The organism is Lactobacillus sp. WILCCON 0149 (assembly GCF_057197965.1).
Genome location: NZ_JBUBHO010000001.1, coordinates 734,379 through 746,582 on the forward strand (window position 1 = coordinate 734,379; position 12,204 = coordinate 746,582).

The window sequence follows — 12,204 nt, forward strand, 5'->3', positions numbered from 1 at the left end:
GATGAAAGTAGCAATTTTTGCATCCGGCAACGGAACCAACTATGAAGTTCTGGCCGAATATTTTCAAAAGGGCGACCTGCCCGGCGAACTTGCCCTGCTCTTTTGTGACCACCCGGACGCTCCGGTGATCAAGCGGGCAGAAAAATTCCACACCCCGGTAGTGACCTTTACGGTCAAGTCCTGCGGCGGCAAGCAAAAGTACGAAGAAAAGATCCTCCAGGTTCTGCAGGATTACCAGATCGACTTTATTGCCCTGGCTGGCTACATGCGGGTAATCGGGCCAACGATTTTGAACGAATATGAAGGCAGAATCGTCAACCTCCACCCGGCATATTTGCCGGCTTACCCCGGCCTGCACTCAATTGAACGGGCCTTTGCCGACCACCCGGCTGAAACTGGGGTAACGGTTCACTATATCGACTCTGGCCTGGACTCTGGTCCGGCTATTGCTCAAAAGCACGTGCCCATTTACGATGACGACACGGTTGATACTCTGGAAGCAAGAATTCACGAATGTGAACACCACCTGTATCCGGAAGCCTTAAGAAAAGCTTTGCTGAAATTTGAAGAGGAGAACAAATAAATGAAGCGTGCACTTGTAAGTGTTTCAGACAAGACCAACCTGGTTCCTTTTGTCAAGGGCCTGGTAGCCAATGATTACGAAATCGTGTCAACTGGTGGTACCAAGCGCGTTTTGGACGAAGCCGGCATCCCAACCATTTCAGTTGAGGACGTGACTGGCTTCCCGGAAATCCTTGACGGCCGGGTTAAGACCTTGAACCCCTACATCCACGGCGGCCTCCTGGCCCGGCGGGAATTGCCTGAGCACGTGGCAACCTTGAAGGAACACAAGATTACGCCAATCGACCTGGTTTGCGTTAACCTTTACCCATTCAAGCAAACCATTGAAAAGCCTGACGTGACCCTGGCCGAGGCCATTGAAAACATTGATATCGGCGGCCCAAGCATGGTGCGGTCAGCTTCTAAGAACTACCGTGACGTAACTATTGTCGTTGACCAGGCCGACTATGACCAGGTTTTGGCTGAAATTGAAAAAGACGGCTCTACCAGCTTGGAAACCCGGGCTAAGTTGGCGGCCAAGGCCTTCCGCCTGACTGCTTCATACGATGCCTTGATCTCCCAATACTTGACTGAAAAGGCCGGCGAAACTGCCCCGGAAAAGCTGACTTTGACTTACGATTTAAAGGAAGCCATGCGCTATGGGGAAAACAGCCACCAAAAGGCCTGGCTCTACGAAGATGCCCTGCCAAAGGCCTTCTCAGTTCTGCAGGCTGAACAATTAAACGGCAAGCAGCTGTCCTACAACAACATCAAAGACGCTGATGAAGCCTTGAGATGTGTCCGCGAATTCAGCAAGCCGACTGTCGTAGCCATGAAGCACATGAACCCATGCGGGATCGGCCAAGGGGAAAGTTTGGAAGAAGCCTGGGACCGGGCATACGAAGCTGACCCTGTATCAATTTTTGGCGGGGTAATTGCCTTGAACCGGAAGGTTGACCTGGCAACTGCTGAAAAGATGCACAAGATCTTCCTGGAAATCATCATCGCGCCAGACTATGATGAAGATGCGTTGGCAGCTCTGAAGACCAAGAAGAAGAACCTGCGGATTCTCAAGCTGGACTTCAGCAAGAAGGATGAAGCAACCCGCAAGGAAACTGTTTCCGTCATGGGCGGTTTGCTGGTGCAAGACCAGGACGTTCTGGACGAAGACTTCGCTGACTGGGAATGCGTAACTGAAGCTAAGCCAACGCAAGAACAGCTGGAAACTCTCCTCTTTGCCTGGAAGGCCGTCAAGCACACCAAGTCCAACGCCATCGTCGTGGCCAACAACGAACGGACTCTGGGCGTTGGCGCCGGCCAGCCAAACCGGATCGACTCTGAAAAGATTGCCATCGACCACGCGGCAGAAGCCTTGGATGACCGGTCAGTCATTGCTAGCGACGCCTTCTTCCCATTCAGTGACTGCGTTGAATACGCCGGCAAGCACGGCATCAAGGCAATCGTGCAGCCAGGCGGGTCTGTCCGTGACCAGGAATCCATCGACATGGCCAACAAGTATGGCATTGCCATGGTCTTCACCGGCGTTCGTCACTTTAGACACTAAAAGGGCTGATAAAAATGAAAGACAAGCTGAAAATTTTGGTAGTCGGGTCTGGTGGCCGGGAATTCGCCGTCGCCCGCGCTTTGAAGAAGAGCCCGCACGTTGCTGAAGTCTTCTGTGCTCCGGGCAACTCCGGCATGGCCGCGATCGGCGTTAAAGCCACTGGCATTCCAGAAGATGATTTCAAGGCCTTGAAGGACTTTGCTATTAAGGAAGATATTGCCTGGACCTTTGTCGGGCCAGAAGATGCCTTAGTAGCCGGGATCGTTGACTACTTCCACGCTTTTGACTTAAAAATCTTCGGGCCAAATGCCAGAGCAGCCCAGTTGGAAGGTTCAAAAGACTATGCTCTGCAGTTCATGGAAAAATACCAGGTGCCGCACCCGCGCTACGAAACCTTCCAAACAGCAGAAAAGGCCATCGCTGCCTTGCCAGACTTTGGCCTGCCAGTCGTTTTGAAAGAAGACGGCCTGGCTGGCGGGAAAGGCGTGGTTATTGCTGAAGACCAGGAAACGGCAGAAAGTACTTTGACGGAAATGTTTGCCAAGGGTCAAAAGCAGGTTGTTCTTGAAGAATTCCTGACTGGCCCTGAATACTCCGTCTTTGCCGTCATGCAAGGTGGCAAGTACCGTCTCCTGCCCTTGGCTCAAGACCACAAGCGGGCCTATGACGGCGATAAGGGGCCAAACACTGGCGGGATGGGGTCATACAGCCCGGTTCCGCAATTGAGCCAGGCTGAATACCAAGAAATCGTTGACCAGTTGGTTGAGCCAACGGCCAAGGGCCTTCTTGCAGGCGGCTATGACTACCACGGCGTTTTGTACCTGGGCCTCATGATGACCAAGCAGGGGCCGAAGATGATCGAATACAACGTCCGTCTGGGCGACCCGGAAACGGAAGTTGTATTGCCACGCTTGAAGAGCGACTTTGCTGAACTGGTTGATGCCAACGTGAATGACGAGGAAATGCCAGCCGTTGAAGAAAAGGATGAGGCAGTCCTTGGCGTCATTTTGGCCGCTGAAGGCTATCCGAAAAAGCCACTTAAGGGGCAAAAACTAGGCCAATTGCCAGCAGAAGAGGGTATTTACGTTGACTATGCCAACGTAACCGGCCCAGCTGACGATTTGGCTGGCAGCGGCGGCCGGATCTTGATGGTCCGGGCAGAAGCTGCTGACTTAAAAGAAGCGCAAGAGCACGTTTATGCCTACTTGGCCAAGCTGGATATCCCGCAGACTTTCTACCGGCGCGATATCGGCTACCGGGCAACCGGCAAGAAGTTTTAAAGCTAGAAAAAGGAGCCATTGGCTCCTTTTTCTGTTGCCTAAAAACAAAAATTAAACAAAAATGATAAATGAGCTTGACATTAAGACGAAAGTTAAATAAAATAAAAGCAACTTAAAATTAAAAGGAGCTGAGAATTATGAAATATCAAATGTGTCAACAAATGAATAATGCCATGCTGTTCTCAGCTGCCGTCATTACTCTCTTGCAAATTATGTAGAGCTCTGTGTGAGCTCTTCTTCGTCTGCATTTGTGAGTGAGCTCAATGATCCGGATTAAGAGTCTTCACTCACGAGATGAGTGAAGACCTTTTTAATTTAGGTTTAAGTGATAATCAAGAATCAGAAGTCTAATATATTTGATTGAAATGGGGAAACCGTCATGAAATTTAAGAAAGCTTTCGGCTTAGCCGCCGCAACCATGATGTCCGCCGCAGCCCTGACCGGTTGTGCAACCGCCAAGACCAGCTCAACTGCCGGCAACAAGTCCAGTGACAACACGATCAGAATCGGGGTCAACCTGGAACTTTCCGGTTCAGTTGCCAGCTACGGCCAGCAAGAAAAGAAGGGGGTTGCTTTAGCTGCTCAAGAAATCAACAAGAAGGGTGTCAAGATCGGCGGCAAAACTTATAAGGTTAAGCTGTATATCAGCGATAACAAGTCATCCACTTCAACTGCCGCTTCTGTAGCTGCCCAAATGGCCAACAGCGACAAGATCGTTGCCCAAGTCGGCCCGGCAGCTACGGCTTACGCTACTGCTTCAATCGCCAACCTGACCAAAGCGGGCGTGCCAATGGTTGGTCCATCAGCAACCGCTGCTGAATTCACTCAAACCAAGAGCGGGCAGACGCAAAAGTACGCTTTCCGTGCTTGCTTCATCGACCCGTTCCAAGGCAAGAAGGCTGCTGACTTCATGTACAACACTTTAAAGAAGAAGAGCGTGGCCATCATGGCTGACAACTCAACCGACTACGGTACTGGTCTGACCAAGTCCTTCACCAAGGAATTCAAGAAGCTTGGCGGCAAGATCGTCACTACTCAATACTTCCAGTCAGGTGACAAGGACTTCAACTCAACCCTGACTACCATCAAGGGTAAAAAGCCAGAAGCAATCTACCTGCCAGGCTACTACACTGAAATCGGTCTGGTCCTCAAGCAGGCCCGGGAAATGGGCTTAAACGTTCCAGTTGTTGGTGCTGACGGCATGGGCTCACCAAAGCTTGCCCAAATCGCCGGCAACAAGAACGCAACCAACGTTTACTACACTACCCACTTCTCAACCAAGTCCAAGGAACCAGAAGTTGTTAAGTTCCTGAAGGCTTACAAGGCTAAGTACGGTGAAGAACCGGCAACCTTCAGCTCCCTGGCTTACGACTCAGTTTACATGATCGTCGACGCTGCCAAGAACGAAGGCGAAGTATCTTCAAGCGCTATCCAAAAGGGCCTGGCAAACCTGAAGAACTTCAAGGGCGTAACTGGGAACATCACTATGGACTCCAAGCACAACCCGCAAAAGTCAGTCGTTGTTGAACAAATGACCAACGGCAAGGTATCAAAGGCTTACACGGTTAAGTAATTAATTTTTGGATTTGATAATTTAGCCGGTAATGCCACAGGCAAGTCAAGGAGGTTTTAAACTTGCAAACATTTTTCCAGCAATTGATAAATGGGCTCTCCCTCGGCAGCATTTATGCTTTGCTGGCTTTGGGATACATGATCGTTTACGGGATCTCAAAGCTGCTTAACTTCGCTCACGGGGACGTCTACATGCTAGGTGCTTACTGGGGTTACTACACGATCAACTACCTGCACTTTGGCTTTATCACCGCCTTGATCACGGCTATGATTGTCTGTGGCTTGGCCGGCGTGATTATTGAAGCAGTTGCCTACCGGCCGCTGAGAAACGCGCCCCGAGTTGCTGCTTTGATTACGGCCATTGGTGTTTCATTCTTCCTTGAAAACGGGATGTCCTACCTGGTAACTTCAGACACGCGGAATTTCCCGCAGGTCATCAAGCGGAAGACTTTTGACCTGGGCGGGGTAACGATTTCCAACATTCAGCTGATCATCCTGGTTACTACTTTAGTTTTGATGCTGGGTTTGATGTACATCATCAACTACACCAAGACCGGGCGGGCCATGCGGTCAGTTTCAACTGACTACGACGCAGCCAGCTTGATGGGGATTAACATCAACCATACTGTTTCTATTACTTTCGCCCTGGGCAGCGCCCTGGCCGGGGCAGCCGGCGTTTTGATCGGCTTGTACTACAACTCAATTGACCCACTGATGGGGATGACGCCAGGGATCAAGGCCTTTGTTGCCGCCGTGCTCGGCGGGATCGGGTCCATCCCAGGGGCAGCTGTCGGCGGCTTCTTGATTGGCCTTCTGGAAACGGCCGTCCAGGCCATGGGCTTCTCAGCCTTCAGAGACGCAGCCGTCTACATCGTTTTGATTGTTATCCTGCTTGTCCTGCCAGGCGGTCTGTTTGGCAAGAAGCAAGTTGAAAAGGTTTAGGAGGAAGAAGTCAGATGAAGAAAAACTGGAAATACAATCTTTGCTGGCTGATCCTCATGGTGGCAGGTTTTTACCTGATCAACACCTTGATGCTGACCGGCGTGATCAATACCTTCATTGAAAACATGCTGGTAACGATTGGGATCAACATCATTCTGGCGGTCGGGTTGAACCTGGTCATCGGCTTTTCTGGTCAATTCTCATTGGGTCACGCGGGCTTCATGGCCCTGGGGGCATACGCCACCGGGATCATGACCCAGACGATGAATTCGGCAGGTGGCTTTTACCTGTCGATTCTGGTCGGGGTGGTTCTCGCGATTGTTGTTGCCCTCTTGGTCGGCATTCCGACCCTGCGCCTGCACGGTGACTACTTCGCCATTGCGACGATGGGGGCAGCGGAAATTATCAGAATCGTGATCAACAACATGAAGATCACCAACGGGGCAGCTGGTCTGTTTAACATTCCCCAGTTCGCGACCTGGGACGTGGTTTACATCTTTGTCTGCTTGACCACGATCGTGACTGTCAACTTTATTCACAGCCGGGACGGCCGGGCGGTTATTTCCATCCGGGAAAACGAAATCGCGGCTGAAGCCATGGGGGTCAACACGACTAAGTGGAAATTGTCAGCCTTCGTTTTAGGGGCAGCAACAGCTGCTATTGCCGGTTCCCTGTACGCTTCATACCTGCAGACAATCGTTCCGTCCAGCTTCGGGATCATGGAATCAATCAACATTTTGATCTTCGTGGTTCTTGGTGGTCTGGGCAGCATCACCGGGACCTTCGTGGCCACTACCCTCTTGGGTGTTTTGGACGCGGCTCTGCAAAGCCTGGGCGTTTTGCGGATGGTCTTCTACGCGGTCGCTTTGATCATCATCATGATCTTCAAGCCAGGCGGTCTGTTTGGCAAGTGGGAATTCTCTTTCAAGCGCCTTTTGACTAAAAAGCAAGACGGCGACATGAAAGAAGCCGGAAAAGAAAGCAAGTAGTGAGGAGGAACTGAAATGACAGAAGCTTTAAGCGCGGACCACATCACCAAAGTCTTTGGCGGTTTGACCGCGGTCGACGATGTTTCTCTGCACGTGGGCGAAAAAGAACTGGTTGCCTTGATCGGTCCTAACGGTGCCGGGAAGACCACCTTCTTCAACTGCCTGACCGGGGTGGCGCCAGCCACCACTGGTACGGTCAAAATCGGTGGCCAGGAAGTGAAGAAAAATACCAAGGCCTACAAGGTGGCGCAGATGGGTATTTCCAGAACCTTCCAGAACATCCGTCTCTTCAGCCAGTTGTCCGTTTTGGAAAACGTGCTGATTGCCTTGACCAACCATTACAAGGAAAACTTCTTGACGGCGGTTCTTCGGCTTCCAGCTTACTATAAGACGGAAGATGCCATGGAAGAGCGGGCCAAGGAATTGCTGAAGGATTTTGACCTGCAGGATGTCATGTACTTCCCTGCTGGCAGTCTCCCATATGGGACCCAGCGGAAGGTTGAAATTGTCCGGGCCCTGGCAACTGACCCAAAGATCATCTGCTTGGATGAACCAGCTGCCGGGATGAACCCGGAAGAAACGGCTGACTTGACCAGACTGATCAAGCGCCTGCAAACTGAATACGGGATTGCCGTCCTCTTGATCGAGCACGACATGTCCCTGGTCATGAACCTGGCGGAAAGAATCTATGTTTTGGCCGAAGGCAAGCTGCTGGCCACGGGGACGCCAAGTGAAATTCAAAACAACGAAGCCGTAATTAACGCATACCTCGGAGGTGGAGCAGATGCCTAAAGAAATTTTGAAAGTCGACCACCTCTCAGTCAATTACGGGGCAATCAAGGCCGTCCGCGACGTCAGCTTTGACATCAAGGAAGGTGAGATCGTGACTTTGATCGGGGCCAACGGGGCCGGCAAGTCGACCATTTTGAAGACGATCTCTGGTCTTTTGAAGCCGGCTGACGGCGACATTGTCTTTTTGGGCCAGTCCTTGTCCAAATTGACCGCGCCAAAGATCGTAGCTGCCGGAATTTCCCAGGTCCCAGAAGGCCGGCGGATTTTCGCCGGGATGACGGTTAAGGAAAACCTGCAGTTGGGCGCCTACCTCAGAAAGGATAAAGACGGGGTAGAAAAGGACATGGAAGCCATGTTCAAACGTTTCCCAATCTTGAAGGAACGGCTAAAGCAGGATGCCGCCACTCTTTCTGGTGGGGAACAGCAGATGTTGGCCATGGCCCGGGCCTTGATGGCGCGGCCAAAGCTGCTCTTGCTGGATGAACCCTCCATGGGTTTGGCGCCAATCTACATTCAAGAAATTTTTGACATTATTAAAAGCATCAACAAGGAAGGCATGACTGTCCTCTTGATCGAGCAGAATGCTCGGCAAGCCCTCAGCATTGCCAACCGGGGCTACGTTTTGGCTTCAGGTGAAGTCAAGATGACCGGCAGTGGGCAGGACCTGCTCAGCGACCCGGCCGTGCAAAAAGCCTACCTTGGTGGTTAAAAAATGACCTCTGAAATTAGGATCCTAATTTCGGAGGTTATTTTTTTCTTCAATTTTCGTTTCTAGGAAAAGCCGGCTCCTTCGGGTATAATTAAGCTTAGATTAAAGAAAATTCTGATAATGAGATTAGGCTTAATACAAAAAGGAGGAAAAAGATGGCGGGATTTAACACGCGGCTGGTTCACCAGCCAAGGCAAGACGACAATCAAACAGGAGCCGTGGCCGTGCCGGTTTACAAGGCAACAACTTTTGCCTACCCAAAGATCGGGGCGGCAGTAAAGTATGACTATTCCCGGTCGGGCAATCCAACCAGAAATGCCGTTGAAGAGCAACTGGCCAGCTTAGAGGGCGGTGACCGGGCCTTTGTTTTTGCCAGCGGGATGGCAGCGATTCACGCGGCTTTGGCGATTTTTGAAGCAGGGGACCATATCGTCATCGGTGATCAGATCTATGGGGGCACCTTCCGGATTGTCTACCAGTACTTCAAAGACCGGGGCTTGGATTTCACGGCGGTTGACACCAGGGATTTGGCGGCAGTGGAAAAAGCGATCCAGCCTAATACCAAGGCAATCTACTTTGAACCGGTGACCAACCCGCTCTTGCAGGTGACCCCGGTTGAGGGAATTGCCAAATTGGCTCATGAGCACGGCATTCTGGCCATTACCGACAACACTTTCCTCAGTCCTTATCTTTTGCGGCCGCTTGAATACGGTGCTGACCTGGTCGTGCACAGCGCGACCAAGTACCTGGCCGGACACTCCGACGTTAGTGCCGGGGCCGTGATTGCCAAGGGAGCAGAGCTGGCAAAGCGGGTTTACTTTGTGCAAAATGCCATTGGCGGGATTTTGTCGCCGGAAGATTCCAATGAGCTGGCCCGGGGAATCAAGACCTTGTCACTGCGCTTAGACCGGCAGATGGAAAATGTCCTGGCCATTATTGCCTTTTTGAAAAAGCAAGCCGGAATCGACAAGATCTACTATCCAGGTGATCCAGACTTAGCTGGTTATGAGGAGCTGAGTAAAGAAGCCACAGGGGCTGGCGGTGTCTTCTCCTGTGAACTGGACGACGAAGTTTATGACCCGGTAGTTTTTGTCAATAGTTTGCGGCTTTTCAACCTGGCTGTAAGTTTGGGCGCGGTTGAGAGCCTGGTCGAACTGCCAAGCAAGATGAGCCACGCTGAACTGTCAGAAGAAGAGCAGCTGGCTGCCGGAATCAAGCCAGGACTGATCCGCTTTGCCGTGGGCATTGAGGACGCGGCTGACTTGATCGCTGACATTGACCAGGCCCTGGAAAAGGCTAAAAGATAACGGATTTTAGGAAATGGAGAAAAAAGATGACAGAAAAAGATACCCGGTCTTTTGAGACCATCGTGGCGGAAGCTGGCAGCATTAAAGACGGAGCTAATCCGGTTGCCCAGCCCCTATACTTGTCGGCCTGCTACCGGCATCCGGACTTGGACCAGGCGGTCAACTTTGACCGCTTGCAGGGCTTCACTTATTCCCGGGTGGAGACCCCCAATCGGAAAACAGTGGAAGAAACCCTGGCCAAACTGGAAGAAGGATGCCAAGGCTTTGCGGTAGCCAGCGGAATGGCAGCTGTTCAGCTGGTCTTAAGCGTTTTGAAGACCGGGGATGAAGTAGTCAGCTTAGACGACCTTTACGGGGGCGACTTCCGCTACTTCCGCCATCTGGCAGACCACTTCCAGATCAAGTTCAAGCTCTGGAACGGGGAAGCAGTGGACTCATTAAAGGAACTTTTGAGTCCAAAGACCAAGCTGGTCTGGCTGGAAACTCCGTCAAACCCGATGATGAAGAGCGTGGACATCCAGGCCGTGGCAGATGCCGTTCATGACTACAATCCAGACATCCTGGTGGCTGTTGACAACACTTTTTACACGCCATATTACCAAAAGCCCTTGACCCAAGGGGCAGACGTGGTTATTCACTCAGCTACCAAGTACCTGGGGGGCCACAACGACATCTTAGGCGGGATCGTGGTGGTCAAGGATCCGGTCTTGGCCGACTTTTACTTCCAATACACGATCACGGTTGGCGATACCATGTCGGCTTTTGACAGCTGGCTTTTGACCAGAAGCTTGAAGACTCTTCCTTTGAGAATGCAGCAGCACACGGCCAGCGCGAAAAAAATTGTTTCCTTCTTGGAGCAGGCGCCGCACGTGGAAAAAGTCCTCTACCCGGGCAAGGCGGGGATGATCTCCTTTTATTTGGACAGCGACAAAGAAGTCGACCGAGTTCTGAGGAGCGTCAAGCTGATTACTTTCGCGGAAAGCCTGGGCGGGGCAGAAAGCCTCTTGACCATTCCTTACTACCAGACTCATGATGACGTTGAAGAAGACCAGCGCCTGCGGCTGGGGATTACGCCGCGGCTTTTGCGGCTCTCAGTTGGCCTGGAAAACGCGGATGACTTGATTGCTGACCTGACCCAAGCCTTAGGGGAATAAAAGAAATAAAAAACAAGTTCCGGAAGTCGGAACTTGTTTTTGCTATTTCCAGGTCTGCTCATAGACCTCTTCTTTAAAGCCGCAGGTTAAGTGCTGGTCATCAACGACCAGGGGGCGCTTGATCAGCTTGCCGTCTTTAGACAAGAGGTCAGCTGCTTCTTCCAGAGTCATGTCCGGCAACTTGTCTTTCAGGCCCATTTGCCGGTAGTGCTGGCCGCTGGTATTGAAAAAGTAGCGCAGGCCGCGGTCTTGGTACTTGGTCAGCCAGGACAAGAGCAGGTCTTTTTCAGGCGGAGTCTCCACCAGGTCCTGGAAGTCATAGCTGATGCCGTTGTCGTCAAACCACTTCTGGGCTTTGCGGGAAGTGGAGCAGCGCTTGTATCCATAGAATTTTGGCATATTTTTCCCTCGATTTCTTCCTTACAAATTATCTCTTTTGAGTTTAACGCAAAAAATCTGGCAAAAACAGGAATTTGCCTGGCAAAAGACTTGAGCAAGGCGGGCAAAGCGTGCTATACTAACAGAGTTGCAATTTGAGTGATACCTCGATTCTGCAACCGCGCAGATAAGGTTGACAAGCCTGCTTTGGGCAGCACCTTTGATGGCGAGTCTAAGTAATTTTATACGGAGGTGTACTAATGTACGCAGTTATTAAGACCGGTGGCAAGCAATACAAGGTTGCCGAAGGCGAAAGTATCTTCGTTGAAAAGCTTGACGTACAAGCTGGCGAAGAAGTTGTTTTTGACCAAGTTATCCTGGTAGCTAATGGTGACGACGTTAAGGTTGGTACTCCATTAGTTGAAGGTGCTAAGGTAGTTGCCAGTGTTGACAAGCAAGGCAAGGAAAAGAAGGTTGTAACTTTCAAGTACAAGCCAAAGAAGCACTCACATTCTAAGTACGGTCACCGTCAACCTTACACCAAGGTTACTGTTAAGAGCATCGAAGCTTAGTAAGAGGTGAACACTATGATGATGAACATTCTTTCAAACGCAAAGTTACTCGCCCACCACAAGGGTGGTGGTTCAACTGCCAACGGTCGTAACTCAGCTGGTCGTCGTTTGGGCGCAAAGCGTGCCGACGGTCAAGAAGTACACGCTGGCTCAATCATCTACCGTCAACGTGGTACTAAGATCCACCCAGGCAAGAACGTTGGCCGCGGTGGCGACGACACTTTGTTCGCATTGACTAACGGTGTTGTTAAGTTCGAACGTCTTGGCAAGTACAAGAAGCAAGTTTCTGTTTTGCCAGTAGAAGACGCTGAATAATCAAGCCGGCAAAGGAGCAGACAGCCCAGCTGCCTGCTTTTTTCTTGCCCTTTTTCAAGGGAAAGCATG

Annotated in this window: 13 protein-coding genes and 1 other annotated feature; of the genes, 12 read left to right on the forward strand and 1 reads right to left on the reverse strand. The window is 51.2% G+C overall.

Translation table 11 applies throughout. From position 1 onward, the window contains the following. Window position 1 precedes the first annotated feature (1 nt). The 10 genes from purN (at window position 2) to ACYVUV_RS03570 (ending at window position 10,870) form a co-directional block, all read left to right on the forward strand. Window positions 2–583: a phosphoribosylglycinamide formyltransferase gene (purN, locus tag ACYVUV_RS03525; protein ID WP_439775979.1), complete on the forward strand. Its 582-nt coding sequence runs from the start codon at window positions 2–4 to the stop codon at window positions 581–583. Further along, window positions 584–2,125, forward strand: a complete 1,542-nt coding sequence (purH, locus tag ACYVUV_RS03530) for a bifunctional phosphoribosylaminoimidazolecarboxamide formyltransferase/IMP cyclohydrolase (RefSeq protein WP_439775980.1) — start codon at window positions 584–586, stop codon at window positions 2,123–2,125. A 14-nt stretch (window positions 2,126–2,139) separates the two neighbouring features. After that, window positions 2,140–3,405 (forward strand): phosphoribosylamine--glycine ligase, encoded by a 1,266-nt coding sequence (gene purD / locus ACYVUV_RS03535; protein WP_439775981.1) that lies wholly within the window; start codon window positions 2,140–2,142, stop codon window positions 3,403–3,405. Between the two features lie 379 nt (window positions 3,406–3,784). Beyond that, a complete protein-coding gene (locus tag ACYVUV_RS03540) occupies window positions 3,785–4,978 on the forward strand; it encodes an ABC transporter substrate-binding protein (RefSeq protein WP_439775982.1) in 1,194 nt (397 codons plus the stop codon). 62 nt (window positions 4,979–5,040) lie between these two features. Then, window positions 5,041–5,919, forward strand: a complete 879-nt coding sequence (locus ACYVUV_RS03545; RefSeq protein ID WP_439775983.1) for a branched-chain amino acid ABC transporter permease — start codon at window positions 5,041–5,043, stop codon at window positions 5,917–5,919. Between the two features lie 14 nt (window positions 5,920–5,933). Continuing rightward, a complete protein-coding gene (locus ACYVUV_RS03550) occupies window positions 5,934–6,908 on the forward strand; it encodes a branched-chain amino acid ABC transporter permease (RefSeq protein WP_439775984.1) in 975 nt (324 codons plus the stop codon). A 15-nt stretch (window positions 6,909–6,923) separates the two neighbouring features. Beyond that, the gene (locus tag ACYVUV_RS03555; protein WP_439775985.1) at window positions 6,924–7,700 is read left to right on the forward strand and encodes an ABC transporter ATP-binding protein; all 777 of its coding nucleotides are present in this window, start codon (window positions 6,924–6,926) and stop codon (window positions 7,698–7,700) included. Further along, window positions 7,693–8,409 (forward strand): ABC transporter ATP-binding protein, encoded by a 717-nt coding sequence (locus tag ACYVUV_RS03560; RefSeq protein ID WP_439775986.1) that lies wholly within the window; start codon window positions 7,693–7,695, stop codon window positions 8,407–8,409. Before ACYVUV_RS03555 ends, ACYVUV_RS03560 begins: the two co-directional genes overlap by 8 nt. Window positions 8,410–8,564: 155 nt before the next feature. After that, a complete protein-coding gene (locus ACYVUV_RS03565) occupies window positions 8,565–9,716 on the forward strand; it encodes a trans-sulfuration enzyme family protein (protein ID WP_484498993.1) in 1,152 nt (383 codons plus the stop codon). Window positions 9,717–9,742: 26 nt separating this feature from the next. Further along, complete coding sequence (locus ACYVUV_RS03570) at window positions 9,743–10,870, forward strand: trans-sulfuration enzyme family protein (protein WP_439774810.1); 1,128 nt, start codon at window positions 9,743–9,745, stop codon at window positions 10,868–10,870. A 42-nt stretch (window positions 10,871–10,912) separates the two neighbouring features. Here ACYVUV_RS03570 and ACYVUV_RS03575 read toward each other — a convergent pair whose 3' ends face one another. Beyond that, window positions 10,913–11,269: an arsenate reductase family protein gene (locus ACYVUV_RS03575; RefSeq protein ID WP_439774811.1), complete on the reverse strand. Its 357-nt coding sequence runs from the start codon at window positions 11,267–11,269 to the stop codon at window positions 10,913–10,915. Window positions 11,270–11,415: 146 nt separating this feature from the next. Further along, window positions 11,416–11,492: a sequence feature (ribosomal protein L21 leader region), on the forward strand. Between the two features lie 16 nt (window positions 11,493–11,508). On the opposite strand from ACYVUV_RS03575, the gene rplU reads away from it, so the two are divergent. Both rplU and rpmA read left to right on the forward strand, forming a co-directional pair. Then, the gene (rplU, locus tag ACYVUV_RS03580; RefSeq protein WP_003618434.1) at window positions 11,509–11,820 is read left to right on the forward strand and encodes a 50S ribosomal protein L21; all 312 of its coding nucleotides are present in this window, start codon (window positions 11,509–11,511) and stop codon (window positions 11,818–11,820) included. Between the two features lie 15 nt (window positions 11,821–11,835). Then, window positions 11,836–12,135 carry a 50S ribosomal protein L27 gene (gene rpmA / locus ACYVUV_RS03585; RefSeq protein ID WP_201331855.1) on the forward strand — a complete coding sequence of 100 codons (300 nt, stop codon included), beginning with the start codon at window positions 11,836–11,838 and terminating at the stop codon, window positions 12,133–12,135. Window positions 12,136–12,204 lie beyond the last annotated feature (69 nt).